24 protein-coding genes and 2 tRNA genes are annotated in these 25,134 nt (G+C 56.0%); 13 read left to right on the top strand and 13 right to left on the bottom strand.

Annotated features, from left to right (window positions below; all coding sequences use genetic code 11):
- Positions 1–99 precede the first annotated feature (99 nt).
- Both SERAS12_RS18020 and SERAS12_RS18015 read left to right on the top strand, forming a co-directional pair.
- Positions 100–175, top strand: a tRNA-Ala gene (locus SERAS12_RS18020).
- 60 nt (positions 176–235) lie between these two features.
- Positions 236–311: transfer RNA gene (locus SERAS12_RS18015), tRNA-Ala, on the top strand.
- 115 nt (positions 312–426) lie between these two features.
- Here SERAS12_RS18015 and SERAS12_RS18010 read toward each other — a convergent pair.
- On the bottom strand, positions 427–1,614 hold the full coding sequence (locus tag SERAS12_RS18010; protein ID WP_013813981.1) for a NupC/NupG family nucleoside CNT transporter: 1,188 nt from the start codon (positions 1,612–1,614) through the stop codon (positions 427–429).
- Positions 1,615–1,991: 377 nt separating this feature from the next.
- Between SERAS12_RS18010 and SERAS12_RS18005 the strand changes: the two genes are divergently transcribed.
- Positions 1,992–3,224, top strand: a complete 1,233-nt coding sequence (locus SERAS12_RS18005; RefSeq protein WP_013813980.1) for an Nramp family divalent metal transporter — start codon at positions 1,992–1,994, stop codon at positions 3,222–3,224.
- 34 nt (positions 3,225–3,258) lie between these two features.
- Here the strand turns inward: SERAS12_RS18005 and SERAS12_RS18000 are convergent, their stop codons facing one another.
- Entirely contained in the window at positions 3,259–3,660 is a 402-nt protein-coding gene (locus SERAS12_RS18000; RefSeq protein ID WP_013813979.1) for a DUF2502 domain-containing protein, read from the bottom strand.
- A gap of 220 nt (positions 3,661–3,880) precedes the next feature.
- Entirely contained in the window at positions 3,881–4,870 is a 990-nt protein-coding gene (gene mgrA / locus SERAS12_RS17995) for an L-glyceraldehyde 3-phosphate reductase (protein ID WP_013813978.1), read from the bottom strand.
- Between the two features lie 249 nt (positions 4,871–5,119).
- On the opposite strand from mgrA, the gene SERAS12_RS17990 reads away from it, so the two are divergent.
- Positions 5,120–6,781 carry an alpha-keto acid decarboxylase family protein gene (locus SERAS12_RS17990; protein WP_013813977.1) on the top strand — a complete coding sequence of 554 codons (1,662 nt, stop codon included), beginning with the start codon at positions 5,120–5,122 and terminating at the stop codon, positions 6,779–6,781.
- Here the strand turns inward: SERAS12_RS17990 and SERAS12_RS17985 are convergent.
- Positions 6,757–7,647 carry a LysR family transcriptional regulator gene (locus SERAS12_RS17985; protein ID WP_013813976.1) on the bottom strand — a complete coding sequence of 297 codons (891 nt, stop codon included), beginning with the start codon at positions 7,645–7,647 and terminating at the stop codon, positions 6,757–6,759. The genes SERAS12_RS17990 and SERAS12_RS17985 overlap by 25 nt on opposite strands.
- Positions 7,648–7,805: 158 nt before the next feature.
- Here SERAS12_RS17985 and SERAS12_RS17980 point away from each other — a divergent pair, with 158 nt between their 5' ends.
- Positions 7,806–8,258, top strand: coding sequence for a multidrug/biocide efflux PACE transporter (locus SERAS12_RS17980; protein WP_013813975.1), 453 nt, complete (start codon positions 7,806–7,808; stop codon positions 8,256–8,258).
- A 67-nt stretch (positions 8,259–8,325) separates the two neighbouring features.
- Positions 8,326–9,018, top strand: coding sequence for an aspartate/glutamate racemase family protein (locus SERAS12_RS17975; RefSeq protein ID WP_013813974.1), 693 nt, complete (start codon positions 8,326–8,328; stop codon positions 9,016–9,018).
- Here the strand turns inward: SERAS12_RS17975 and SERAS12_RS17970 are convergent.
- Entirely contained in the window at positions 9,015–10,262 is a 1,248-nt protein-coding gene (locus SERAS12_RS17970) for an ion channel protein (RefSeq protein ID WP_013813973.1), read from the bottom strand. The two genes, SERAS12_RS17975 and SERAS12_RS17970, sit on opposite strands and share 4 nt — an antisense overlap.
- Positions 10,263–10,605: 343 nt before the next feature.
- Here SERAS12_RS17970 and glk point away from each other — a divergent pair, with 343 nt between their 5' ends.
- Complete coding sequence (gene glk, locus SERAS12_RS17965; protein ID WP_143760067.1) at positions 10,606–11,571, top strand: glucokinase; 966 nt, start codon at positions 10,606–10,608, stop codon at positions 11,569–11,571.
- Positions 11,572–11,636: 65 nt separating this feature from the next.
- On the opposite strand, the gene SERAS12_RS17960 is transcribed toward glk, so the two are convergent.
- Positions 11,637–12,863, bottom strand: a complete 1,227-nt coding sequence (locus SERAS12_RS17960) for an OFA family MFS transporter (RefSeq protein ID WP_013813971.1) — start codon at positions 12,861–12,863, stop codon at positions 11,637–11,639.
- A 396-nt stretch (positions 12,864–13,259) separates the two neighbouring features.
- Here SERAS12_RS17960 and SERAS12_RS17955 point away from each other — a divergent pair, with 396 nt between their 5' ends.
- Positions 13,260–13,595, top strand: coding sequence for a DUF2502 domain-containing protein (locus SERAS12_RS17955; protein ID WP_004947571.1), 336 nt, complete (start codon positions 13,260–13,262; stop codon positions 13,593–13,595).
- A gap of 9 nt (positions 13,596–13,604) precedes the next feature.
- Here SERAS12_RS17955 and SERAS12_RS17950 read toward each other — a convergent pair whose 3' ends face one another.
- The 3 genes from SERAS12_RS17950 to SERAS12_RS17940 all read right to left on the bottom strand — a co-directional run bounded on the left by SERAS12_RS17950 (position 13,605) and on the right by SERAS12_RS17940 (position 17,382).
- Positions 13,605–14,339: a LytTR family DNA-binding domain-containing protein gene (locus SERAS12_RS17950; protein ID WP_013813970.1), complete on the bottom strand. Its 735-nt coding sequence runs from the start codon at positions 14,337–14,339 to the stop codon at positions 13,605–13,607.
- Positions 14,336–16,027, bottom strand: a complete 1,692-nt coding sequence (locus tag SERAS12_RS17945; protein WP_004947566.1) for a sensor histidine kinase — start codon at positions 16,025–16,027, stop codon at positions 14,336–14,338. Before SERAS12_RS17945 ends, SERAS12_RS17950 begins: the two co-directional genes overlap by 4 nt.
- 110 nt (positions 16,028–16,137) lie before the next feature.
- Positions 16,138–17,382, bottom strand: a complete 1,245-nt coding sequence (locus SERAS12_RS17940) for a DUF1479 domain-containing protein (RefSeq protein ID WP_013813968.1) — start codon at positions 17,380–17,382, stop codon at positions 16,138–16,140.
- 171 nt (positions 17,383–17,553) lie between these two features.
- Here SERAS12_RS17940 and SERAS12_RS17935 point away from each other — a divergent pair, with 171 nt between their 5' ends.
- The 3 genes from SERAS12_RS17935 to SERAS12_RS17925 all read left to right on the top strand — a co-directional run bounded on the left by SERAS12_RS17935 (position 17,554) and on the right by SERAS12_RS17925 (position 20,080).
- Entirely contained in the window at positions 17,554–18,093 is a 540-nt protein-coding gene (locus SERAS12_RS17935; RefSeq protein WP_013813967.1) for a GNAT family N-acetyltransferase, read from the top strand.
- 116 nt (positions 18,094–18,209) lie between these two features.
- Complete coding sequence (alaC, locus tag SERAS12_RS17930) at positions 18,210–19,445, top strand: alanine transaminase (protein WP_013813966.1); 1,236 nt, start codon at positions 18,210–18,212, stop codon at positions 19,443–19,445.
- A gap of 110 nt (positions 19,446–19,555) precedes the next feature.
- Positions 19,556–20,080 carry a cytochrome b gene (locus SERAS12_RS17925; RefSeq protein WP_013813965.1) on the top strand — a complete coding sequence of 175 codons (525 nt, stop codon included), beginning with the start codon at positions 19,556–19,558 and terminating at the stop codon, positions 20,078–20,080.
- A 67-nt stretch (positions 20,081–20,147) separates the two neighbouring features.
- Here the strand turns inward: SERAS12_RS17925 and ypdK are convergent, their stop codons facing one another.
- The 3 genes from ypdK to SERAS12_RS17910 form a co-directional block, all read right to left on the bottom strand.
- Positions 20,148–20,222, bottom strand: a complete 75-nt coding sequence (gene ypdK / locus SERAS12_RS26300; protein ID WP_086012885.1) for a membrane protein YpdK — start codon at positions 20,220–20,222, stop codon at positions 20,148–20,150.
- 561 nt (positions 20,223–20,783) lie between these two features.
- Positions 20,784–21,224, bottom strand: coding sequence for an antitoxin HicB (locus SERAS12_RS17915; protein WP_013813963.1), 441 nt, complete (start codon positions 21,222–21,224; stop codon positions 20,784–20,786).
- Between the two features lie 75 nt (positions 21,225–21,299).
- Positions 21,300–21,749: a DUF805 domain-containing protein gene (locus tag SERAS12_RS17910; RefSeq protein WP_013813962.1), complete on the bottom strand. Its 450-nt coding sequence runs from the start codon at positions 21,747–21,749 to the stop codon at positions 21,300–21,302.
- A 286-nt stretch (positions 21,750–22,035) separates the two neighbouring features.
- On the opposite strand from SERAS12_RS17910, the gene mltB reads away from it, so the two are divergent.
- Positions 22,036–23,124 carry a lytic murein transglycosylase B gene (gene mltB, locus SERAS12_RS17905; RefSeq protein WP_013813961.1) on the top strand — a complete coding sequence of 363 codons (1,089 nt, stop codon included), beginning with the start codon at positions 22,036–22,038 and terminating at the stop codon, positions 23,122–23,124.
- A gap of 56 nt (positions 23,125–23,180) precedes the next feature.
- Here the strand turns inward: mltB and SERAS12_RS17900 are convergent, their stop codons facing one another.
- Positions 23,181–24,332, bottom strand: a complete 1,152-nt coding sequence (locus SERAS12_RS17900) for a porin (protein WP_013813960.1) — start codon at positions 24,330–24,332, stop codon at positions 23,181–23,183.
- Between the two features lie 424 nt (positions 24,333–24,756).
- On the opposite strand from SERAS12_RS17900, the gene SERAS12_RS17895 reads away from it, so the two are divergent.
- On the top strand, positions 24,757–25,047 hold the full coding sequence (locus SERAS12_RS17895; RefSeq protein ID WP_013813959.1) for a hypothetical protein: 291 nt from the start codon (positions 24,757–24,759) through the stop codon (positions 25,045–25,047).
- The last annotated feature ends 87 nt before the right edge of the window (positions 25,048–25,134 follow it).

Genomic DNA, 25,134 nt, shown 5'->3' with positions numbered 1-25,134 from the left:
TTTTTCAGCGCTTGATCGAGTAATTCAATTTAGCCGTTGACAGTGTTTCGGGGGTTTCATATTATGCGCCCCGTTCACAGGATTTTGTGTTTGTGGATTGGGGCTATAGCTCAGCTGGGAGAGCGCTTGCATGGCATGCAAGAGGTCGACGGTTCGATCCCGTCTAGCTCCACCAACCTTTATCTCAGAAAGGTTGGGGAATACCGTAACGCCGGTCAAAGCGTACCACTTTTGTGGGGCTATAGCTCAGCTGGGAGAGCGCTTGCATGGCATGCAAGAGGTCGACGGTTCGATCCCGTCTAGCTCCACCACTCTTTAAAAAGCCGACCTCAGGGTCGGCTTTTTGCTTTCTGTCTTTGCTGCTTTCTAAACTGTGGGCAATAAAAAAGGCCGCCGAAGCGACCTTTCCGTTGTTGCCGTTTCGGCTTAGCCCAGAACCAGGCCCGCGATGGACGCAGACAGGAGGCTGACCAGCGTAGAACCGTAAACCAGCTTCAGACCAAAGCGGGAAACTACGTTGCCCTGATGCTCATTCAGCCCTTTAATCGCACCGGCCACAATACCGATGGAAGAGAAGTTGGCGAAGGAAACCAGGAACACCGACAGAATGCCCATGCTGCGTGGCGACAGCTCGGCAGAGACTTTCTGCAGCTCCATCATGGCCACGAACTCATTGGAGACCAATTTGGTCGCCATGATGCTGCCCACCTGCAGGGCTTCGTGCTTAGGAATCCCCATGATCCAGGCGAATGGATAGAAGAAGTAGCCCAGGATTTCCTGGAAGCTCAGACCGAAGATGGCGCTGAACAGACCGTTGAGCGCAGCGATCAGGGCGATAAAGCCGATCAGCATGGCAGCAACGATAATAGCTACTTTGAAGCCTGCCAGAATGTATTCACCCAGCATTTCGAAGAAGCTCTGGCCTTCGTGCAGATTGCCCAGATGCAGTTCTTCTTCTTTACTGGTGTCATACGGGTTGACCAATGACAGCACGATAAAGGTGCTGAACATGTTCAGTACCAGCGCCGCAACCACAAACTTGGCGTCCAGCATGGTCATGTAAGCACCCACGATGGACATGGAAACCGTAGACATCGCGGTTGCCGCCATGGTGTACATGCGTTTTTCCGACATCTTGCCCAAGATATCTTTATAGGCAATGAAGTTTTCAGATTGGCCCAGGATCAGCGAGCTGACGGCGTTAAACGACTCCAGCTTGCCCATTCCGTTTACTTTTGACAGCACGGTACCAATAATCCGGATGATAAACGGCAACACTTTGATGTATTGCAGAATACCGATCAGCGCAGAGATGAAGACGATTGGGCACAGTACCTTCAGGAAGAAGAAGGCCAGACCTTTATCACCCATACCGCCGAATACAAAATCAGTCCCTTGCCCCGCAAACCCGAGCAGCTTGTCGAACAGCGCCGCGAATCCTTTTACAAAGCCTAAACCCGCTTCCGAATGCAGGAAAAAATAGGCCAGCAGTACTTCAATAACCAACAGTTGAATAACGTAGCGAATGCGGATGCTTTTACGATCGCGGCACACTAACAGTGCCAGGATCGCAACCACCACCAACGCTAACGCAAAGTGCGCAATATGGGACATGTTTGCTCCAAACTTGAGGCAGGCTGAATTTCGGATGTCATTTTATGTAACGCCACGTTTAAAAACGAGAGGTCCATTGCAAATATGGAAAGTCGTAATGGGAAATGTCTTAAATTATTACACTAAAACATAAAAAATCAATGGGTTACTGAATCCATATGAAATTCCTATTCTTGTGCTAATTTGATTATCAGGCGTATTTCGTTTGGAATATGCCTCGCTGAAGGGCAGAAAAGTGTAACCTGCACGTTACACCCTTCGTTAAAACCTGAGTTATCCCCGATTACAGAGATAAGTTTTACCGTCACAAATGCGCTTGATAATTATTCTCATTTACATAAAATAACCCTTAGTTTATCAGACTAAGGGTTCAGGGTATGCCAAACAGTCGCGTGGTTGAGAACACCCGTCGCCCGTCCAGAAAAATCAAACTGTCGCTGATGGGGCCCGCATTTATCGCGGCCATCGGTTATATCGATCCCGGCAACTTCGCCACCAATATCCAGTCTGGCGCCTCTTTGGGTTACAGCCTGCTGTGGGTTGTGGTCTGGGCCAACGTCATGGCGATGCTTATCCAGTTGTTGTCCGCCAAACTCGGTATCGCCACGGGCAAAAACCTGGCGGAACACATCCGCGATCGCTTTCCACGCCCGGCCGTATGGGCTTATTGGGTGCAGGCGGAAATCATTGCGATGGCCACTGACCTGGCGGAGTTTATCGGCGCGGCGATAGGTTTCAAACTGCTGTTGGGCGTTACGCTGCTTGAGGGCGCCATCCTGACGGGTATCGCCACTTTTCTGATCCTGATGTTGCAAAAACGCGGCCAAAAACCGCTGGAGATGGCGATCGGCGGGCTGCTGCTGTTTGTTGCCGCTGCCTATATGGTGGAACTGGCGTTTTCCCAACCGCAGCTTGGCCCGCTGTTAAAAGGCATGGCGATCCCGGATCTGCCGAATGGCGATGCGGTATATCTGGCCGCCGGTGTGCTGGGGGCTACCATCATGCCACACGTGATTTATCTGCATTCGTCGCTAACCCAGGCTGCCGGCGAGAATTCAAAGGCGGATCGGTATGCGTCCACCAAGGTCGATGTCGCCATCGCCATGACCATCGCCGGTTTTGTTAACCTGGCAATGATGGCAACCGCCGCTGCGACCTTCCACTTCAATGGGCACAGCGGTGTGGCCGATCTTGATCTGGCCTATCTGACACTGCAGCCGGTGTTGGGCCAGGCGGCGGCGACGCTCTTCGGGCTGAGCCTGGTGGCCGCCGGTCTGTCCTCCACCGTCGTGGGGACGCTGGCGGGGCAGGTGGTGATGCAGGGATTCGTACGCTTTTACATTCCGCTGTGGGTGCGCCGGGTGGTCACTATGCTGCCGTCGTTTATCGTCATTATGCTGGGGATGGATGCCACGCGCATTCTGGTGTTGAGCCAGGTGCTGCTGAGCTTCGGCATTGCGTTGGCGCTGGTGCCGCTGCTCGCCTTTACCGGTAACCGGGAACTGATGGGGGAGATGGTGAACAGCCGGAGCATACAGACGCTGGGTAAACTGATTGTGTTGGTGGTCGTCGGCCTGAACGGCTATCTGCTGGTCAGCAGCGTGCTGTGATCGAAAAGGCCAGCGTTACGCTGGCCTTTTGGCATCAATCATCGTCGTGATGGCGACGACCGCGATCGTCATCATGGTGATTTTTTTTCCAATGATGTTTTTCGTGATGCTTGTAGTAATGCTTATCGAATTTGCGATAGCGGCCATCATGATAGTAATAATTTTTGCGCCAGTAATCGTTATCGCGCCAGCGATAACCATCCCAGTAATAGCCCCGGCGGCTGCGATCGCCCAGGTAGCGGCCCTGATGGCCTTGCCACCAGTCGCGGTCGCGCCAGTCGTAGCCGTCCCAATAACGGCCGCGATTATCTTCCTCGCCAATGCGCAGCGATACGCCCGGCATCAGATTGATACTGAGGCCTTCTGCATGCGCCTGCTGGATGGCAGGTACCGTCGACGCCACCAATAAGGCGGCCAATAACAGAGGTTTAAACATGGCTTCTCCTTTCCGCCGCAGCGGGTTGGCCGGTTAATGAAGCGCGTTCATCATTAACCGGCCTTATAATTTTTTTACTGCAATATCGGTATATTAGCGCCTGCGGATAGGGTTGAATCTTAGTGGGATTCTGAAAAGCGGCGATGAGATGAGGATTTAAGATTTGTCTGGCACTGCGGAGGTTATCGCCGGCCATGCGCCCGGCGATAATTGTAAGCGATTACATTAATATCCGTTCGATTTGGGCGATTTCGTCGCTGCTGAAAGTGCGGTTAGCCAGCATGCCGACGGCATCTTCAATCTGGCTGGTCTTGCTGGCGCCAATCAGCACCGAAGTCACGCGATCGCCGCGCAATACCCAGGCCAGCGCCATCTGCGACAGCTTCTGCCCACGCTGTTGCGCCAGGGCATTAAGCTGGCGCACCTTTTCCAGTTTTGCGTCGGTGAGCTGATCGGGTTGCAGGAACTGGCTGCCGCTGGCGACACGTGAATCTTGCGGAATGCCGTGCAGGTAACGATCGGTCAGCAGGCCGCCGGCCAGCGGGGAGAATGCAATGGAACCGACGCCATGTTCTTCGAGCGTATCCAGCAACTCCGGTTCAACCCAGCGCTCGAACAGGGAGTATTTCGGCTGATGGATCACGCAAGGCGTGCCGAGCCGGTGCAGAATCTCGAATGCCTGGCGCGCGCGGTCGGCTGGGTAGTTGGACAACCCGACGTACAGCGCCTTGCCCTGGCGTACCAGCAGATCCAGCGCGCCCATGGTTTCCTCCAGCGGCGTATCCGGATCCGGGCGGTGGTGATAGAAGATATCCACATATTCCAGCCCCATGCGTTGCAGGCTTTGGTCCAGGCTGGCGACCAGATACTTCTTCGAACCCCAGTCGCCGTAAGGGCCTGGCCACATGGTATAACCGGCCTTCGAGGCGATGATCAGCTCATCGCGCCAGGGTTTCAGATCTGCACTGAGGATGCGGCCAAAGTTCTCCTCGGCGGAGCCGGGTGGCGGTCCATAGTTATTGGCCAGATCGAAGTGGGTGATGCCGCGATCTAACGCGCAATGAATCAGTTTGCGCGCATTGTCATACAAGGTGGTGTCGCCAAAGTTGTGCCATAAGCCGAGCGAAACCGCGGGCAATTTCAGCCCGCTGCGTCCGCAGCGGCGATATTCCATATTTTGATAACGCGAAGAATCAGCCTGGTAAAGCATACAAACCCTTTTCGGCAGAGGTGAGAGTGAATTTTAGTGTATGCGTTTTCACTCCCGTTGTCAGAGCCCGCGATCACGCTAAATCACCGTCAAGTTTTTAAATACGGCCCATGAAGCAGGTAAATGCTCGTGGCGAATGCGGGGATGTAACGCAGGGTTGCCATTCGCTTTTTAAACACAAAACTCGACATTTTTACAACATATTTGATACTTAAAACTAACAATTGTAACCTTTGGCAGGTGATGATCATGAGTAAAAGCTATACGGTGGCCGATTACCTACTCGATCGTTTAGCCCAGATCGGCATCCGGCACTTCTTTGGTGTGCCCGGAGACTACAACCTGCAGTTTCTCGATCACGTGATTGCTCACCCGCAGATCACCTGGGTGGGGTGTGCCAACGAACTCAATGCCGCCTATGCCGCAGACGGTTATGCACGCTGCAAACCGGCAGCCGCTTTACTCACCACCTTTGGCGTGGGCGAACTGAGCGCGGTAAATGGTATTGCCGGCAGCTATGCCGAATATTTACCGGTGATCCACGTGGTTGGGGCACCGGCGCTGCGCGCGCAGCGGGCCGGCGATTTACTGCACCACTCGCTGGGGGACGGGGATTTTGGCCACTTTGCCCGCATGGCCAAAGAAGTGACCGTCGCCCAGGCCAGCCTCACCGCCGCCAACGCCGAGGCGGAAATAGATCGCCTGCTGACCACCGCGCTGTTTGAACGCCGCCCGGTTTACCTGATGTTGCCGAGCGACGTGGCGGAGGCGCCGCTGGCGTCACGGCCGGCGCCGCTGATGCTGCGACAGGCCCATCTTTCACAGGCGTCGTTGCAGGCGTTTATCGCCGCAGCGCGAGAAATGCTGCTGCCGGCACGGCGGGTTTCTCTGTTGGCCGATTTCCTGGCTGAACGTTTTGGCGCCGAAAGGGTGCTGGAACAGTGGATGAATGAGGTAGACATGCCGCATTCGACGCTGTTGCTCGGCAAGAGCGTATTGGATGAAACCCATGCCTGCTTTACCGGCACTTATGCCGGTGCGGCCAGCGATCCGCAGGTGAAGCAGCTGATTGAGAATGCCGATGCGGTGATTACCGTCGGCGTGCGCTTTACCGATACCATTACCGCCGGTTTCAGCCATCACTTGCCCGCGGAGAAGTGTATCGATATCCAACCTTTTGAAGCGCGGGTCGGGCAGCAGGTATTCAGCCAGATCCCGATGTGTGACGCGGTAAAAGCGTTGCACCAGTTGACGCTGTCGTTGGCGAAACAATGGCAGTTGCCGGTGATCAAACGGCCGGCATTGCCGGAGCCGAACGGCAGCGGTCTGGACCAGCATGGCTTCTGGCAACAGATACAGGACTTCTTGCGGCCGGACGACATTGTGATCGCCGAGCAAGGCACCGCCTGTTTTGGCGCTGCGGCGTTGAGCCTGCCGCAGGGTTGCCGGTTTATCGTTCAGTCGCTGTGGGGGTCTATCGGTTACACCTTGCCGGCGGCGTTTGGCGCGCAGACGGCGGAGCCGGCTCGCCGGGTGGTGTTGCTGATCGGTGACGGATCGGCGCAACTCACTGCGCAGGAGATTGGCTCGATGCTGCGCGACGGGCTGAAACCGGTGATTTTCCTGCTGAATAATGAGGGGTATACCGTCGAGCGGGCGATTCATGGGCCGGAGCAGCGCTACAACGACATCGCTCAGTGGAACTGGACGCAACTGCCGCAGGCGCTGGCCGGCGAGCATCAGGTGAAAACGCTGCGGGTCACCGAACCGGAGCAACTGCGCCAGGCATTGCGCGAAGTGGGCGACAGCCAGCAGTTGGCCTTCGTGGAAGTGGTGCTGCCGAAGATGGACATTCCCGAATTGCTGGATACCGTTTCGCGCGCCATTCAATCACGCAACGCGGCGGCCTGATCTTCCGCGCTTTCCAGCAAGCGCTCCAGCAACCAGTACCCCGCCGGCCCCGGCGGGGACAACTTCGACCACACCGCATCCACGGAAATCAGCTTCGGCCAACCGCGCGGCTTCAACTCGGTTAATTTGTCGTGGCCGTACTGTTTCACCAGCCAGTTTGGCAACGTGGCCCAGCCAAAACCTTGTTCCGCCATTTCCAGCAGCATCAGATAGCTCGGCGCGGACCACACCAACCCCTGGGGCCGTGCCGCGCTTGCGCCAGTGTAGGTATTCAAATACAGCTGGCGCGTGCTGGATAACTGTTCATGCGTTGGCGAGGCCGTTTGTGCCAGCGGGTGCGATCGGGCGACGAACAGCCCCATTTCGGTTTGCTCCGGCAGCCGCGCGAAGGCGATATCCGGCGGATAACTGGGCTGAACTTCTACCATGCCAAGGTGTGCACGACCGCTTTGCAGCAGATCGAGCACGTCGCCGTCCTCGGCAATCATGCATTCCAGTTCAATATCCTGATAGCGCCGCTCAAAGTGCAGCATCAGCCGGTCGTGGTGGTTCGGCTGGTAGGTATCGGAAAATACGATGGTTAACCGGGGTTCTGTCTTGTCCGCCAGGCGGATGCTCAGCGCGTCAAGCCGTTCGCTGGCGGCGAGGATCTCCTGAACATGGCCGAGCACCTTACGGCCGGCGGGGGTCAATACCGGTTGCCGCGCCTGGCGATCGAACAAGAGCAAACCGAGATCCGCCTCCAGGTTAGCGATGGCGGTGCTGATGGTTGACTGGCTTTTGCGTAGCTTGCGTGCGGCGGCAGAAAAAGAGCCGAGGGCGGCGGCTTCGACAAATGCCTGCAGGGCTTCGGGTGAATAGCGCATGACGTATCTACTTTATCGATGGAATCTATCTTTAACTTACCCAAAAAACCGATGATAATCACCTGGCTTTAGTAGGGAGCGAGTCAATTAGCGCCGATTAAGGCGGGCGCGACTTGCTGCGCCCTCAAAGATTCATAGGGTAAAAAAACAGGTGATGTATGCAACTGCAAAACAAGTCTTTCATTGAACGTATCGTCCATGCCGTTGGTTTTGAAGCCATTGCCGTGATGATTTGCGCCCCGCTGGGTGCCTGGTTGCTCAACCGTTCTATGGTACAGATCGGTGCGTTGGCGGTGATGTTGTCGACCGTCGCTATGCTTTGGAACATGATTTATAACACGGTGTTTGACCGCCTGTGGCCGGTGGGCCGTGTGGTGCGTAATCTTAAAGTGCGGGGGTTCCACGCTCTGGGTTTTGAGGCCGGGTTTGTCCTGATCGGTGTGCCGATTGCTGCCTGGATGCTGAATATTTCCTTCGCGCAGGCCTTTATGCTGGAGATCGGTTTCTTCCTGTTCTTCCTGCCGTACACCATGATTTATAACTGGGTGTACGACACGCTGCGTCAACGCTGGTTCGAAGCGCGTCAACCGGCCAGTTCCGGCGTGAAATAAGGCATCGTCATCACTGCGATTCTCCGGTAGTGTCGGGGAGATACGGCAACGAGGTGGGGAAAAAACGATGAAAGTGTTGGGTTTGTTGGGCGGTATGAGCTGGGAATCGACCCTCCCTTACTACCGCATGATCAATGAACAGGTGAAGGCGCGTCTTGGCGGCCTGCATTCGGCCAAGATCGTTCTCTACAGCGTCGATTTTCACGAGATTGAACGCCTGCAGCATCAAGGGGATTGGGACGGCGCGGGGCGTCTGCTGGCCGCAGCAGCCGCGTCGTTACGGGCCGCAGGCGCGGAGGCCATCGTCATCTGCACCAACACCATGCACAAGGTGGCGGATGCGGTTGAACAGGCCAGCGGCCTGCCCCTGATTCATATCGCCGACGCCACGGCGTTGCAGGTGCGTCAACAGGGGATCCGCCGCATCGGGCTGCTTGGCACGCGTTTTACCATGGAGCAGGATTTTTATCGCGGGCGGTTGCAAGAGCGGCACGGCATCGAGGTCGTCACCCCAACCGCAGCCGATCGCGATATCGTGCATCGCATTATTTATGAAGAGCTGTGTCTGGGGATAATCCGTGACGCATCACGCGATGAGTATCGCCGCATTATCGGTGACCTGGAACAGCGGGGCGCGCAGGGCATTATTTTCGGCTGTACCGAGATTGGCCTGCTGGTCAGCGCGCAGGATGCTTCGGTGCCGGTGTTCGACACTACCGCTATCCATGCGCGCGCCGCTGCGGAATACGCGCTGGCTTAATCGTCGTGCGGCGGTTGGCGTTTGCCCACCAACATCAAGGGTTTGCCCGCCAGAACCAGCCAGGCGGGCAGCATCACAATGCACAGCACCGGCAGCAGGTGCAGCTCCGGCACCACCGCGACGGCCATAAACAGGCTGAGCCAGCCATCACGCGTGACCACCAGCACCAGCCCCATAATGGCACAGGAGACGGTGATGGCCGCCGGTACAGCCGGGACGTGCTGATGCAGCATCAGGCCCAGCGCCACCCCGACAAACACCGCCGGGAAGATACGCCCGCCGCGAAAACCGCTGGCAGCGGCAATCACCAACGCCGCCAGCTTGGTCAGGGTAATCAGCAGCAGCTCCGTGACCGAGAAGTTCTCCCCGGCAGCCAGCCGCTTCATTTCGTCCAACCCTTTAAATAGCGTGATCTCCCCGCCGATGAGCGCCAGTACACCGAGCGCAAAACCGCCCAGGCCCAGCATCAGCACCGGGTTTTTCAGTGAATGGAACAGGCGATGGAGATGGGGAAAGCTCCACAGCGCTACCATACCCAGCGCGATGGCGATCAGGGCGACGATGGATCCACTGAAAATATCCGTCAGCCGGGTGGCGGCATAGGCGTCAATTTGCAGCGCGAAGTTCGGTGTGAAAAACAGCTGAGTGGTCACCGCGCCCGCCGCTGCCGCCATCAGCGGGGCAAACAACCGATCCCACAGCGGTACGTCGTTATTGCCGGCCAGCGTTTGCGAAAAGATCAGCGCGGCTGCAACCGGGGTGCCAAACAGCGCGCCGATGGTGCCGGCGGCGGCGAGAATAATCCAGTCCATGCGCGGCACTCTCGGCAACAGCCGCGAACCTACAGCGACCACCAACGCAATATTGATGGCGGTGATGGGGTTTTCCGGCCCCAGGCTCACGCCGCCCGCCAGACCAATGATTAACGCCAGCCCGAGGCCGGGCACGGCAGAAAGCGGCAACGGCATGCCGATCAGCGATTCGGTAGCCGGATCCGGTCCCGCATGGCCTGGCATATAACGGATAATCAGCCCGACGGCGATACCGGCCAGCGTCAGAATGCTGAGCAGCCACCAGGGCGAGTGGGTATCGATATTCAAGGCTGCGGGAATGTTCACCCAAAGCAGCCGTTGCAGCGCGTCGGCGAATTTCATCACCAGAATAAGCACCAGGCTTGAGGCTGAACCGATAACGAGAGCGGGCAGGGCGAAAGCCAACATGGTATTGGCGCGCGGGTGCAGCATGCAAGGATCCCTTGTCAATGGCCCCCTGAGCGGCAGGGAGAATGGGTGATTGGGTTGTGCCCCGGCTTGCCAGACAAAAAGGGACGTCGGCATGTAAAGCAATGGCCGACAGGCAAAGGGCGCCAGCTGATTAATAGTGCCTCTCTGTTATGACGGTTAACAGCCGCCACGGCACGTTTTTTTGCCGCAATTTGTTTCAAACTGCGGCATAACCGCCAAGCTGAAACGTTTTTTGTGATCTGGATCGCTAATGGATGGCAGCGCGAAGGATGGTGATTGTTGTTTTTGCGGCGGGATTTTACAGTGTGGGCAGCTTTCTATTATTCATTTTGCGGAGAAGATACTGATGACCTATGCCCTCGTAGGTGATGTTGGCGGGACGAATGCCCGCCTGGCGTTGTGCACTGTGGCGACGGGTGAAATTACCCAGGCAAAAACCTATTCCGGCCTGGAGTTTGACAGCCTGGAGGCGGTGATCCGCCACTATCTGAAGGAGCAGGATATTCAGGTGCAGGACGCCTGCATCGCGATTGCCTGTCCGGTCACCGAAGATTGGGTGGCGATGACCAACCACACCTGGGCGTTCTCGATCAAAGAGATGCAAGCCAATCTGGGGCTTAGCCATCTGGAAGTGATCAACGACTTTACCGCCGTCTCGATGGCGATCCCGATGTTGACGCCAGACGATGTGTTGCAGTTCGGCGGCGGCAGCGCGCAGAAAGACAGGCCGATTGCGGTGTACGGCGCAGGCACCGGCCTGGGGGTGGCGCACCTGGTGCACGTTAACCGCCGCTGGGTGAGCTTGCCGGGGGAAGGCGGCCACGTTGATTTTGCGCCGAACAGCGAAGAGGAAGATAGCATTCTTGAGGTGCTGCGGGCAGAAGTGGGGCACGTCTCCGCCGAGCGCGTGTTGTCCGGCCCGGGGTTGGTCAATCTCTACCGCGCTATCGTCAAGTCCGATCAACGCCTGCCGGAAAAGCTCGAGCCAAAGGACATCACCGAGCGCGCGCTGGCCGACAGTTGCATTGACTGCCGCCGTGCCTTGTCGCTGTTCTGCGTTATTTTAGGGCGCTTTGGCGGCAACCTGGCGTTGAATCTCGGCACTTTCGGCGGCGTTTACATCGCCGGCGGCATCGTGCCGCGCTTTATGGAGTTCTTCAAGGCATCCGGTTTCCGCGCGGCGTTTGAAGATAAAGGGCGTTTCAAGGATTATGTGCATGATATCCCGGTCTTTATGATCACCCATGCACAACCGGGCTTGTTGGGCGCCGGTGCCCATCTGCGCCAGACGCTGGGTATGCATTTGTAACCTGCATCAGCGATAAAAAAAGGGGCGCAACCCGTCGGATTGCGCCCCTTTTTGCTATTTAAAAATCAGGCTTTGACCAACTCTGCCGGCTCGCGGCTGTCTTCTTCCTGCTCCACCGCTTTTGGCGCCTTGATGAACAGGGTAATCAGCAGGGAAGCGATGGACAGTACGCCAATGACCATGAAAGTGGCATGGAAACCGCCGAAGTATTTGGCGACGAACGAGCCGGCCAGCGCGCCCAGACCGAAGCCTTGATAAATGATGCCGTAGTTTTTGCTGTGGTTTTTCAGGCCGAAGAAGTCGCCGACAATCGCCGGGAACACGGTAATGTTGCCACCGAAGCAGAAGGCGACTGCGCCGACGCAAATAAAGAACAGCGTATGGTTCAGGGTGAGGAAGCTCAGCGAAACAATCGCCAGCACGGTAACCAGCATGGTGAAGCTGATGACGCGCATGCGGCCTACTTTATCCGACAGCGTACCCAGAATGATGCGGCCTGCGGTGTTGAAAATCGCTACGGCGGAAACGGTGTTGGCGGCGGTGGCTAAATCCATCCCGGCCAGCTGTACGCCCATGTCCTTCACGATGCCAATCAGGTACAGGCCACTCATGCAGGCGGCGAAGAAAATGATGAACAACAGGTAGGCCTCTTTGGTCGCCAGCATCTGGCGCACGCTGAAGTCGTTACCCAAAGTACCGGCCTTTTGCTGTGCAGACTGGCTGGTGAGCACCGGTTCTTTCAACAGCAGAGAACCCAGCACAATCAACGCCATCACAATCGCACCCCAGTAGAAGAAGGCGGCGGACACGCCGACGTCGGCAATCAGCGCGGCGTTAACGTATTTGAACAGCAGGCTGCCGCTGCCGAATGCGCCAACGGAGATGCCGGAGATCAGTCCTTTATTGGCCGGGAACCACTTGATCAGGTTGGACAGGGTGGAGATGTAGGCGATACCCACCGCGAACCCAACCACTACGCCGGCCAACAGATAGATCATATCCAATGAGCTGACGTGGGCGCTGGCGATAAGGCCCAGGCCGACCAGGATACCGGAGCACAGCGTCAGGTTGCGGATGCCGAAGCGTTCCTGCAGCTTGCCGGCGAACAGCGTGGCGAAGGCCAGAAAGAAGCTGGTGATGGAGAAGGTGGTGGCGACGTCGCCGAGGCCCCAATGGAATTTGTCGACCAGCGGCTGGTTGAACAGGCTCCAGGTATAGATAGTGCCGAGCCCCATCTGGCAGATGATGGTGCCCAGAACGATTAAGCTGCGATTTGCCGGTTTGGTAGTCATGGCCGGTCTCCTTCTGTGTGTGCGTTGCCGGGCGGTCAGCCGTTGGCGGAAATTTGCGGAGAACCTCAGAGGCCCCGCGGTATGGGCATATTATAAGGCTGGTAATACCACTCGGCGGCGGATCGGGAATGAGTTGCACGGAGGAAGGAATGAAATGCCTCTGGTGGCGCATGAGTTGCCGTTTTAGCGGTTAAAAGGGGATGAAATGCCGCTTGCGTCACGTGATCTACATCAAAGATAGCCACGATTTATTGTCGGCCAGGTGCCCAGGATTGTGCTCAAATTGTGAAGGAAACGTCTGGAATGGGTAAATGGGCATTATTCCTATAGAGCGGCGATAGCGGGGGGCCTATGTTATCGGTGAACGGACGGGTTCCGCTCTGCAGGAGTCATTAGATGAAAAAAACACTGTTGTTGTTGGCCGCGCTGCTGTCGTTGCCGTTGGTCAGCCAGGCGGACGTATCCATTGGCGTGAACGTTCCGGGTATTTCATTGCACATTGGCGACCGCGACGATCGCGGCCATTACTGGGACGGCGACCGCTGGCGCGATCCGCGCTGGTGGTCTGAACACCGCGTCTATGAGCGTCCGCGCGAGTATTACTACGGGCCGCCGCCACGCGTGATCTATTACGAGGAGCCACGACACGAATGGCGCGATCGCCCGCATTATCGTCGCATGCCGCCACCTCCACCGCCGGGGTATTACTACGGCCCCGGGCCGCGCTGGTAACGCGCGCGGTTATAAACGCATCAATTTGCGGAACTCTTTAACCTTGCTGCGGCTGACTGGCACTTCAAACTCCAGGTCGCTCAGCCGCAGAATATAGGTGTTGTTGAACCAGGGCACGATCTCGCGGATTTTCGACAGATTGACGCAGTAAGACCGGTGGCAGCGGAAGAAATGCTCCTCCGGCAGGCGGCCGTAAAACTCGGTGAGGTTCATCGACATCACGAACTCTTCGCGGCGGGTATAGACCCGCGTCACTTTTTCATCGGCAGCGGCATAATAGATGTCGTTGATATCGGTGACGATAATCCGCTCGTCTTTGATCAGGTTAATGCTGTGGCTGCTGCGGTTTGGCGCGCTGGCTTGTTCCGGAGCGTTAGCGGGCCGGTTATGCAGCGCCTCCAGTTTTTGCAACATGGTGACGATGCGCGCTTCGTGATAGGGCTTGAGGATGTAGTCAAACGCTTCGATTTCGAACGCTTCCACCGCATGTTCTTTATAGGCGGTGATGAAAATAATCGAAGGCCGGTGCGCGAACTTGCTGATGTTCTGCGCCAGCAGCACGCCGTCCAACGACGGGATGTTGATATCGAGAAAAATGGCGTCGACCTGATGATTCTGCAGGTATTTCAGCACGTCCAGCCCGTCGTCGAAGGTGGCTTCAATAACGATGTTGCTGTGTTTTTTGATCAGGTAACTGAGCTCCTCTTGGGCGAGGAATTCGTCTTCAACGATAATGGCTTTCATGATGGCTCCCCGGCCGGCAGTGCGCTGTTTTCCATCTGCAGTTTGCCGCCGTTTTTGCTGATGTAAAAGGCAATTTCGGTCCCTGGCTCCAGCCGACGGATGCGCAACCCTTCGCCATACAGCAGCGACACCCGGTGATGCACGTTCAGCAGACCGATATTGTGGCCCGGCATTTCGTTACGCGCCACCCGGTCGATGACCTCCTGATTGATGCCGTTACCGGTGTCTTTTACCGAAATCTTGACCCGAGCGCCCTGATCCTTCACCGCAATCACGACCACACCTTTGCCTTTGCACGGCTGAATGCCGTGTACGATGGCGTTTTCTACCAGCGGTTGGATCAGCAGGCTGGGGATACGCACCGAGATATCGTCGTCGATGTCGTAAATTACCGTCAGTTTGGCACCAAATCGCGCCTGTTCGATGGCGATATAATCCTGGATTTGGTGCAGCTCCTTGCGGATATCGATCAGTTCGTCGTTCAGCTCCAGGTTATAGCGCAGGTAGCGTGACAGGTTGATAATCAGCTGGCGTGCGGTGTCCGGATTGATGCGGATCGACGAGGAAATGGCATTCAGGGCATTGAACAGGAAGTGCGGGTTGATCTTGCTCTGCAGCGCGCGCATTTCGGCTTTGTCCGCCATCTGGCGCAGGTGCTCAATGCGCGAGACTTCCATTTGGGTGGAGATAATCTGCGACAGGCCCACCGCCATGACCTTTAGCGTATTGGTGATCTGATGGGCATGGCAGTAGTAAATTTTCAGCGCGCCGGTCACTTCGCCTTTTTCCCACAGCGGGATCACCAACTGCGAGTGAATTTGCGGCGTGGCCGGGTTTTCCAGGTTGTTTTTGATGATGATCTTGCCGTGGCGGATGCTTTCGCGGGTCACGCGGCTCAAGCCTTCGCGGCCAATCGGATAAGCCTCTTCCCCCACGCCGACGTAGGCCATTACCTGGTGAGTATCGGTGATCGCCACCGCGTCGGCCTTGATGTCCTGACGGATGATGTCGCAAATGGTCGCCAGGGTTTCGCTGTTGATATTGCGAAAGTAGGGCAGGGTTTTACGGGCAATATCCAGTGCCAGCTTGGCCTGCCGGGCGGCGATCACCTCTTTTTCGTCTTCCACGCTTTGCACCAGCAGCACAATCAGGCCGATACAGACCGTGCCGAGGATCATCGGCAGCGCAATTTTGGAGACGATATCCAGCCCCAACTCGGTTGGCTTGGCCCACAGTACGATCAGCAGCATGGTCAGGGATTCGCACAGCATGCCGCCGAGGATCCCGGCGCGCCAGCGTTGCTCTTTTTTCACTTTAAGATTGATATAACCGGCGCTGATGCCGGCAATGATGCTGGTGATCAGGCAGGGAACGGAGGTGATGCCATCGATATCAATCAGGTAGCGGTGCACCCCGGCGATGATGCCGGTGATGATACCCACCCAGGGGCCGAACAGGATGCCGCCGGCCATAATGGCAATGACCCGCACGTTGACCAGCGAACCTTCAACGTTGATGCCGGAATAGGTACTGAACAGCGCGAACAGCGAGAAGATCGCCGTGACCATGCCCAGTTCAAGCGGCGTGTGGTCCTCTTTTTGCAGCAGTTGGCGGAACAACCGGGTACGGGTGAGGAAGAACAGGCAGATTAACATCAGTGCGGCGCGATCAAACACCGCTAACAGCATTTCAAAAAAAGGGTGCACGACGGGCTCTCGCTGCGGCGGACAGATGCGCAGGAGTATATCACAGCACAGTGGCCCCGTGGCGGCCGGGCGGCGCACCACGGGGCTCCGGGTTATTTAATGCCGAGCTGTTCCTTGCCGAGTGGTGTCAGCAGATCGACAGTGGCGCGGCCGTTGAAATCCACTTCGAAATCGTCGGGCGCGAAATCCGGTGGCGTTTTGCCGGCGATAAAACTGGGCAGTTGGCGTTGCAGATAGGCATCGTTTTTCTCGCAGCCCGGCGCGGCGGCGATATACATCACGTTGCTGTCGAACTCGCCGTTATGTTCGTTTTCTACCGCGTGAATCACATCACAGTGCCAGAACACCGTGTCGCCCGGTTCTAAATCGGGAATAGGGGAAATCCCGCTGATTAAAAGGGGATGCCATTTTTCCGAGATTGACAGCGCGCGTCCTGGGGCGGCATCGCACAAATCGTCTTCGGCGACGTCATCTTGCAATGCGCGCAACAAAACGTAGGCCATGGCGTTGGCTATCGGCACCAGATTCAACGTGCCGGCATTGGTGCGTTGCGGCGTCAGCGCCGTCCAACCCTGGAAGGTGCGGAACATTGAGCAGACGGCCGGTGAAGCGATTTCGCGCACTTCGGTGCGGCCATCGGCGGCGAACGGATCGTAAGCTTGCCAGTCGCCGGAGAACACGTGGCGGTAGACATAGCGGAAATTTTCATCCAGCCAGCGTTCAATGGTTCCGCTGTCCACGTGCGGCGACAGGCCCAGAGAAGACGAGTTCGGCGGGCGACGGCGGGTGCGGTCGGCATAGGTGGCGACCCGAGTCGGGTCAAAATGCTGTTTGCCGTTGCTTTCGGTTTCCCACAGGCTGTTGAGAAACACCTGCACGGCGTGCATGCGGGCGTCCTGACGGGCTTCCACCTGCGGTTTTGACCAGTAAATGCCGTAGATTTGCGGTTTGCCGGCGGCCAGTTTGCCGAAATAGTTGTCTTCGGCGGCATTTTTCAGGCGTTCGACAAAGTTGTTGCGCTCAAGATAGCTGCCGATTTCCCGGTTCCAGGCTTCGGCCTTGCTGCGGGGGAACACGCCACGGATAGCGCAGGCGCCGCGCTGTTTGATCAAAGCCTTTTGCTGCTCGCTGACCCGCTGCTGCAAAATATCCTCCGCATCGATTTGCGGCACCGGGTTTTGGCCGGCGGCCAACTCCTGGCGGATTTGTTCGACCTGTTGGCGAATGTGGTCTTCCAGCGCCAGAAACACCTCGCGGTAGTTGGGCAGAGCCTGACGCAGTTGCTGTTTTACGGTTTTAATGGCGGTGGGGATGTCGTCAATGCGTAATGAAGCCATGGTGTTCTCCTCACGCTGCCTGTGGGCAACGATAGACGGTTGTAGAGGACGGAGTAAGACGTTATGGTTTTGTTGTTTTTACGTTAACGATTATCTGGATTTAATAGAGGAAAATAAAGGGATGCCTTTCATTCGTAACTTCCTTGTTTTCGTTTTTCGGAGATTAGTGCAATGAAATTGGTCACTGAGCGTTTGAACCTGCAGTCGATAACCACCGACGATTGGCCACTGTTTCTGCGTCTGTATCAGGACCCTGACGTGATTCGCTATATCGCCGATCCTCTGACCGAAGCGGAAATACGCACGCGCTTTGAGACGCGGCTGCCGGCCTGGGACAAGCATGGGGAACAATGGTTGTGCCTGGTGATGCGCGAAAAGGCAAGTGGTGAGGCGGTGGGCATTACGGGTTTTCGTCCGATGTGGTTGCCTTGCCAACAGGCGGAAGTGGGATACGGCATTTTGCCGTCCGGACACGGCAAGGGCTACGGCAAGGAGTCGCTGTGGGCGGTGCTGGATTTTGGCTTCAACGCTTGCGGCTTCCACAAGCTGACGGCTACCGTCACCGCAGGCAATATCGCTTCGCGCCGCTTGCTGGAGTCGTGCGGTTTTCAGCTTGAAGGCACATTGCGCGATAATTTCCGCCTGGCCGGGCAGTGGCACGCAGACTGGATGTTCGGGCTGTTGGCGGCGGAGTTTCAGGCGGAAAAATAAAAATATCGCGGCGGGTATCGACAATCCCGTCGCCGCTGCGATATGTTCGATATCCGACCACAAGCTGGTCAGCGTCGCTCGGACGGTCCGGGCGCTAACGTCTCTTCGAGGAATCTATGGCTGATAACAGTCCACAACGCCGCTTTACGCGTATTGAACGTCTTCCCCCTTACGTATTCAACATCACCGCCGAACTGAAGATGGCTGCTCGCCGCCGCGGCGAAGATATTATCGATTTCAGCATGGGTAACCCGGACGGCCCGACGCCGCCGCACATTGTGGAAAAACTCTGTGCCGTTGCGCAGCGTGACGATACCCACGGCTACTCTACCTCGCGCGGCATCCCGCGTTTGCGCCGCGCCATTTCACGCTGGTACGCCGATCGCTACCAGGTGGAGATTGATCCCGAAAGCGAAGCCATTGTCACCATAGGGTCGAAAGAAGGGCTGGCGCACCTGATGCTGGCGACGCTCGATCACGGCGACACCGTGCTGGTGCCGAACCCAAGCTATCCCATCCATATTTACGGTGCGGTGATTGCCGGCGCGCAAGTGCGTTCAGTGCCGCTGGTGGACGGCGTGGATTTCTTTGGTGAGCTGGAGCGCGCCATTCGTGAAACCATCCCGCGTCCGAAAATGATGATCCTCGGCTTCCCTTCCAACCCGACAGCCCAATGTGTTGAGTTGGATTTCTTCGAGCGGGTAGTGGCGCTGGCCAAACAGTACAACGTGCTGGTGATCCACGATCTGGCCTATGCCGACATCGTGTATGACGGCTGGAAAGCGCCGTCGATTATGCAGGTGCCGGGTGCCAAGGATATCGCGGTGGAGTTTTTCACCCTGTCGAAAAGCTACAACATGGCGGGTTGGCGTATCGGTTTTATGGTCGGTAATGCGGAGCTGGTCAGCGCGCTGGCGCGCATCAAGAGCTATCACGATTACGGCACCTTCACTCCGTTGCAGGTGGCGGCTATCGCCGCGCTGGAAGGCGACCAGCAGTGCGTGCGCGATATTGCAGAGCAGTACCGTCAGCGCCGCAATGTGCTGGTGAAAGGGCTGCACGAAGCCGGCTGGATGGTCGATAACCCGAAAGCGGCGATGTACGTATGGGCAAAAATACCTGAGCCTTATGCGCATCTCGGCTCGCTGGAGTTTGCCAAACGCCTGTTGGCGGAAGCCAAGGTCTGCGTATCGCCGGGCATTGGTTTTGGCGACTACGGCGACACCCACGTGCGTTTTGCACTGATAGAAAATCAGGATCGCATCCGTCAGGCGGTGCGCGGCATCAAAGCCATGTTCCGTGCCGACGGGTTGATCAAACCAGCCAAGAGCACTCCCCCCGCCGTAAAATAATCGCTTCAGGCCGGCACATTCGCGCCGGCCTTTTTTCTCAACGCTAAGGTTTTCTTCATCATTTCCCCACTATGCTCGACTAATCTTTTTTAATTAATCAGGAAGAGTGTATGGGCAACCGCTACGCGAGATCGCAAATTATTTTACACTGGCTGACGCTGTTGATGGTGATCCTGACCTATGCGGCAATGCTGCTGAAGGATTCGGTGCCGGATGACAAGGCGTCACTGGTGAAAAATCTGCATTTTAACTTTGGCCTGGCGGTATTTTTGCTGATGTTTATCCGGCTGGGGCTGCGTCATCGTTATGCCACTCCGGCCACCACTCCGCCGCTGGAAGAATGGCAGGAGTTGGGTGCCAAGATTTTCCACGTGCTGCTCTATGTCATGTTTCTGGCGTTGCCGGTGCTGGGAGTACTGACGCTGGCCTACGGGGGAAAGGAGTGGGTGTTGCTGGGCTGGCAGGTGCCGCAATGGGTCACGCCGGACCCGGCGCTGCGCCGCATTATCAAGAGTACACATGAAACGCTCGCCAATACCGGTTACTTTATCATCGGCGCTCACACGCTGGCGGCGTTGTATCACCATTATCTGCGCAAGGATGACACCTTGCGCCGCATGATGCCGGGCAAATAACCGCATTCAGAAACAACAAAGGGGCGCTTCTGCGCCCCTTTATCTATGTTCCCGGCCATGCTGAAGATTATGCAACCATCAGCATAAAGGTGCCAATCCACGCTACCAGCATGAACGAAACGCCCATAACAAAATATTTCATTGAACAACTCCCATCTGGAGTTTCTCGCAAGCCAATGATCCCGATTGTTGTGCTGAGTATTTTGTGGATAACCTGCGGTTTATTGGCGGGTTCTTCAATCAGGAAGAACAACGTCCTTGACCACGAGTTACCCGGTTGTCGTGCTTCAAAGTCCGTGAGGTAAAGCATGAACCACGACAGGATCGGCGCTAATGTACTCCCAATGCCAGCCTGATTACAATACTGTGTTTTTGATCACACTTTTTGGCGATTTTTTACTCAGCCCTGACTGTTTTTAAACGAGTTTTATTTACGTTTTTAGCGGGGCAAAAAAGAGGAATAGCCCGCTGGTGCGGGCTTTATAATTATGTTTGCTGTGATGTTATGAAAAGGGATCAGGCGACGGCGTTTGCACCCGTCAGCAGGATAGCCCAGAAGACAAGGCACGACAGCAGAATAACGGTCCAGATATTACGGCGACTCCACTCCATTTTTAGCCTTCACTTTTTGCTCTTGGTGATTCGGTAACGAACACATCGGCAAAAAAGGGAGAATATTTAGTCCCCGGCGATAATATTTTTCTTACTGTTGCCGAATCTCTGCTACCGAGACCTGCACCTCATATCCCTGCAGGTAAAGAGCCTGTTCCAGCGCTTCCACTTTTGAGGCATAGGCAACGTCGAGCAGACGATCCATTTGGCCGCCGTTAAAGCCCAGTTTGCGTGCCAGATCGGCTTTGGACGTCGCGCCGGCCAGCATGATGTTATGCAACTCGAGCTTCAGTTTGACCAGCACCGGTACGTGGATCATCAGGTCTTCCGGCTGGGCGCGGGATGGGGGCGGCACCGGGCGGCCTTCTTCCATTTCCGTGGCGATGGCGATCAGCAGGCTTTCCTGCGCTTCCAGTTCGATATCTTCACGTTTATAGCAGGCGGCCTGCTGTTCAGGAAAATCGCGAAAATGAATCTGCCAGGCGTCGCTTTCGTTATCAAAGGCGTAATGGGCGGGGTAGTGGCAAGACATGATGTTTCCTGTATGGCGCGTGGATTATGCGGCATTGTGACCGCTTGGCCTGCAGATAGCCAGTACCGGGTTTCGCTAGCCGGCCGGCTCGGGTTTACCTGCCCGGGGGGCAGAAGGCAGCACCAGTGCGCACAGGACGCCAATCAGGCTGATGACGATCAGCCAGCGTTCAACCGGACCGGGGTGGTAGTTATTCACCACGCTGAGCGCATACAGCGCTAACGCCAGCGGCCAACCGGGCGTACCGACGTCATTGAGTCGGAATGCGGTGCGGGCGACAAACCACAGCGTCAGGCCGATCCAAAACAGCGACCACAGCATGATGCACAGCAGGTAGATGAAAACCGAAAGAAACGCGGCGATGTCGCTGTGCGCGTAGGCGCGGAACAGGTTTTTATCCAGATAGGGGGACAGGAATGACAGCAATGTCAGGCCGGTGGCGAAAATAACCAGGGAGAAAACATAGTTTTTACGCGTAATGCGGCGTTTAAAGACGTTTCTAGCGATCTGTCCGAGGGAGTCCAAAGTCACATTCCGTTGTAGCAATCAGCGCTGGCCGGGTCGTCAGCCAAGGGGGGCGTATTTTAGTGGCATTCGACGGTGAGTCAATATGATAATCTTTCTCATTTAGTTAAGGTTTAGGATCCTGCCTTCCTACCCTAAGTGGTTTTGGTTTTCTGTGCGATTTATCACGATTTGCAAGATTTTAGCTTCCGGTACTGAGATGAGCGGCATAATCCAGTTTGTTCGCACCGGACAATGGATTAACATAACGCTCACTTATCACTGGCCTGGCTTATATGGATATCCGATGCGTCATTTAGTTGCCCTTCTTCCTCTGCTTACCTTACTTGCAGCCTGTAGCAGCGGGCCGAAGCCTATCCCAGCAGCTCCTCAGGCTAACGCCATAAAAGGCGGTTTCCTGCTGACGCCGGCGCATAGCGGCCAGCCGTTGGGCGGTGATTTTGCCAATAATCCAAACACTGCCCGCTTTATCGATAAAATGGTGCAGGAACACGGATTCGATCGTCAGCAATTGCATGACGTGCTGGCCCAGGCAAAACGGCTGGATTCGGTGCTGCGGTTGATGGATCGTCAGGCGCCGACCCCCACCACCACTCAGGCGCCGTCCGTGCCGAACGGATCCTGGTTGCGCTATCGCAACAAGTTCATTACGCCGGATAACGTGCAAAACGGCGTGCAGTTCTGGAATCAGTATCAGGAAGCCCTGCAGCGCGCCCAGCAGGTATACGGCGTGCCGCCGGAGATCATTGTCGGCATTATCGGCGTTGAGACCCGCTGGGGCCGCGTGATGGGGAAAACCCGCATTATCGATGCCTTGTCCACGCTGGCCTTCGACTATCCGCGCCGCGCCGATTACTTTGCCGGCGAGCTGGAAACCTTCCTGTTGATGTCGCGTGCCGAAGGGGATGACCCGCTGGATCTGCGCGGCTCCTTTGCCGGCGCCATGGGCTACGGCCAATTTATGCCTTCTTCGTTCAAGAGCTACGCGGTTGATTTCAACGGTGACGGCCACATCAACCTGTGGGATCCAGTGGATGCGATCGGCAGCGTCGCCAATTACTTTAAAGAACATGGCTGGATCAGTGGCGAGGCCGTGGCGGTACCGGCCAGCGGCCAGGCGCCGGGGTTGGATAACGGTTTTAAAACTCGCTACTCGCTTGACACTCTCGCGGCGGCCGGGCTGACCCCGCAAGGCTCGCTCGGCACTGAGCAGGAAGCCAGCTTGCTGCGGCTGGATATGGGGACCAGCTACCAATACTGGTACGGGTTGCCGAACTTCTACGCCATTACCCGTTACAACCACAGCACCCATTACGCCATGGCGGTGTGGCAGTTGGGCGAAGCGGTGGGGCGCTCGGCGCGCGGCGGGTTCTGATGCGCTGATAACAATGAAAAAGGCCGTGAAAACGGCCTTTTTTACGTCTATACCGATCAGAAATCGTAGCGCAGACGCACCAGCGTCATATCACCGAGATTATCGGTGCTTGAAGTCAGCACGTGTTCCACATCGACGCGGAAACCGTAATCAAACTGCACCGTAACGCCCAGGCCGTTATCGATATGCTGATAGTTGCGGCCGCTCACGTACTCCAGACGATCGCCCATAAAGTACGGCATCACGGATTTCACCGCATATTGGCCCACCGGTACGGTATAACCGGCCAGATACTCAATGCCCCAGGCGTCGCCGGCGAAGTAGTTGTCAACGTCGGCTTTTTTGGTGGTCAGGAAGTTGTTGTACCAGCCGCCGCCAAAGGTCAGGGTCCAGCTGTCCGGCTTCCAGCTCAGCGCGGTGCCCACAATGTTCTGATCATAGTCTTTCGAGCCGCTGGTGGAAGGGTTACGCATTTCGGCGCGGGTATAGTTCCACGCGGTGCCCCAGGTCAGATCCGGCGTCAGGTGGTAATCCACGCCCAGCGAGCCGCCGCCTTTGCGCTTGTAGCGCAGGCCGTTGCCCGGCAGATAGTCGTTATCGCTGAACAGGTAAGAGGCGTAAACGTCCGCATCGCCAAAGGTATTTTTGTACTTCAGCATTTTGCGCGAACGGTAAGAGCCGTCGTAGTCGCCGTTGATGCCGTTGCCCGGTGCCTGGGCCAGCATGTCGTAATCCCAGATATCGGTTTTTGCGCCCACGACGTCGTAATACACGCTGTTTTGCTGGCCAAAGGTCAGTTGCCCCCAGGTTTTGCTTTTCAGGCCAGTGTACAGCATGCGGCGGCTGGTGTTATTGGCGCCGTCGGCATAGTGGTGATCCCAGTCGAACAGCGCAGGGATATTCACCCCCAGCTCGTAGTAGCTGATCCAACTGATGTCGTCGAACAGGTAGTAGTCCGCGGCAAAGCGGAAACGGGTGCCACCGTCGAAGCCGTTGCGTTTATAGGAGCCTTTATCGCCATCGCCGGTCATGTTGTTGAACTGCGGGCGGATGCTGCCGCCGACGGTAAAATTGAGACGGCTCAGCGGATCGCCCGCCTGAGGATCCTGCTTGAGAAGGGTGATTTCAGCCTGGGCAGCGAAAGAGGCGGTGCCCATCACCAGCCCCAAAGCGACCGCCTGAGTCAATGCGCGCAATGTGAAAGTCATGTGTTTTTATCCCTGTTATTGATTGCCAACATCACCGACGCACCGGGATCGGTGATTTGCTCAGGTTTTTTCTGAGCGTTTTCATTGTTTTTTGGCGTGGTTGAAGCGAAGCGCATATGTAACACGATGTGCATCACAAAAAGTTACTTTTCTTGCTAATTATTTGATTGAATATTAATCATTGACGGGAAAGAGGGCGGCGGGGCCTGACGCGGGGTCATGCTCAGCGTAGTGGCTAAGCCATGACGACAATACTCGGATGAACTCAGCTAACGCATAGCCTTATATTTTTCACTTGTCAGTGAATGGCAGATGCCGTGTAATTTAATCGACATGAGGGCATTAAATAAGCCGACGGCTAGCGTAATTAATTTTGCCGATATCGGTTAGATGGATTGGATTAATAAGGGGTCTGGAGATGACTATGAAAGCTTTGTTAGCGTTATTTATTGGTTTGTTTTCATTGCCGCTGATGGCGGCGGAGTCGCACGTGTGTCAGTCTCAAGCTTATGATTATGCTAGTATTGGTAAGCTCAGGTTGAGTGATGATACGGTATTTACCTGCCGTGATGTTGGCCGCGTCACTATTCCTGATTTGGCGAGGCGGGGTTGGAAGGTTATTCATGTGGCGCAACAAACCGAATATACCGGCGACACAGATAGCGATAATGAAGTAGTTAAGATGTACCAGGAAATAGTGGTTTATAAAGAGTAGCCTTTAGATATTCCTGTGATTTTATTCTCTATCACCGCTATTATTCGCGGCGAGGGAACATTGTATTTTGAGCAGAGCGGTTTGCGG

The organism is Serratia sp. AS12, assembly GCF_000214195.1.
GTDB lineage: Bacteria > Pseudomonadota > Gammaproteobacteria > Enterobacterales > Enterobacteriaceae > Serratia > Serratia plymuthica.
Note: the sequence above shows the minus strand (reverse complement) of the source record. Positions and strands in the feature narration are given on the sequence as shown.

Excerpts from the sequence above, each read along its gene's own strand:
- SERAS12_RS18010 (WP_013813981.1), bottom strand. The coding sequence starts at position 1,614 with ATGTCCCATATTGCGCACTTTGCGTTAGCGTTGGTGGTGGTTGCGATC.
- SERAS12_RS18005 (WP_013813980.1), top strand. The coding sequence starts at position 1,992 with ATGCCAAACAGTCGCGTGGTTGAGAACACCCGTCGCCCGTCCAGAAAA.
- SERAS12_RS18000 (WP_013813979.1), bottom strand. The coding sequence starts at position 3,660 with ATGTTTAAACCTCTGTTATTGGCCGCCTTATTGGTGGCGTCGACGGTA.
- mgrA (WP_013813978.1), bottom strand. The coding sequence starts at position 4,870 with ATGCTTTACCAGGCTGATTCTTCGCGTTATCAAAATATGGAATATCGC.
- SERAS12_RS17990 (WP_013813977.1), top strand. The coding sequence starts at position 5,120 with ATGAGTAAAAGCTATACGGTGGCCGATTACCTACTCGATCGTTTAGCC.
- SERAS12_RS17985 (WP_013813976.1), bottom strand. The coding sequence starts at position 7,647 with ATGCGCTATTCACCCGAAGCCCTGCAGGCATTTGTCGAAGCCGCCGCC.
- SERAS12_RS17980 (WP_013813975.1), top strand. The coding sequence starts at position 7,806 with ATGCAACTGCAAAACAAGTCTTTCATTGAACGTATCGTCCATGCCGTT.
- SERAS12_RS17975 (WP_013813974.1), top strand. The coding sequence starts at position 8,326 with ATGAAAGTGTTGGGTTTGTTGGGCGGTATGAGCTGGGAATCGACCCTC.
- SERAS12_RS17970 (WP_013813973.1), bottom strand. The coding sequence starts at position 10,262 with ATGCTGCACCCGCGCGCCAATACCATGTTGGCTTTCGCCCTGCCCGCT.
- SERAS12_RS17960 (WP_013813971.1), bottom strand. The coding sequence starts at position 12,863 with ATGACTACCAAACCGGCAAATCGCAGCTTAATCGTTCTGGGCACCATC.
- SERAS12_RS17955 (WP_004947571.1), top strand. The coding sequence starts at position 13,260 with ATGAAAAAAACACTGTTGTTGTTGGCCGCGCTGCTGTCGTTGCCGTTG.
- SERAS12_RS17950 (WP_013813970.1), bottom strand. The coding sequence starts at position 14,339 with ATGAAAGCCATTATCGTTGAAGACGAATTCCTCGCCCAAGAGGAGCTC.
- SERAS12_RS17945 (WP_004947566.1), bottom strand. The coding sequence starts at position 16,027 with ATGCTGTTAGCGGTGTTTGATCGCGCCGCACTGATGTTAATCTGCCTG.
- SERAS12_RS17940 (WP_013813968.1), bottom strand. The coding sequence starts at position 17,382 with ATGGCTTCATTACGCATTGACGACATCCCCACCGCCATTAAAACCGTA.
- SERAS12_RS17935 (WP_013813967.1), top strand. The coding sequence starts at position 17,554 with ATGAAATTGGTCACTGAGCGTTTGAACCTGCAGTCGATAACCACCGAC.
- alaC (WP_013813966.1), top strand. The coding sequence starts at position 18,210 with ATGGCTGATAACAGTCCACAACGCCGCTTTACGCGTATTGAACGTCTT.
- SERAS12_RS17925 (WP_013813965.1), top strand. The coding sequence starts at position 19,556 with ATGGGCAACCGCTACGCGAGATCGCAAATTATTTTACACTGGCTGACG.
- SERAS12_RS17915 (WP_013813963.1), bottom strand. The coding sequence starts at position 21,224 with ATGTCTTGCCACTACCCCGCCCATTACGCCTTTGATAACGAAAGCGAC.
- mltB (WP_013813961.1), top strand. The coding sequence starts at position 22,036 with ATGCGTCATTTAGTTGCCCTTCTTCCTCTGCTTACCTTACTTGCAGCC.
- SERAS12_RS17900 (WP_013813960.1), bottom strand. The coding sequence starts at position 24,332 with ATGACTTTCACATTGCGCGCATTGACTCAGGCGGTCGCTTTGGGGCTG.
- SERAS12_RS17895 (WP_013813959.1), top strand. The coding sequence starts at position 24,757 with ATGAAAGCTTTGTTAGCGTTATTTATTGGTTTGTTTTCATTGCCGCTG.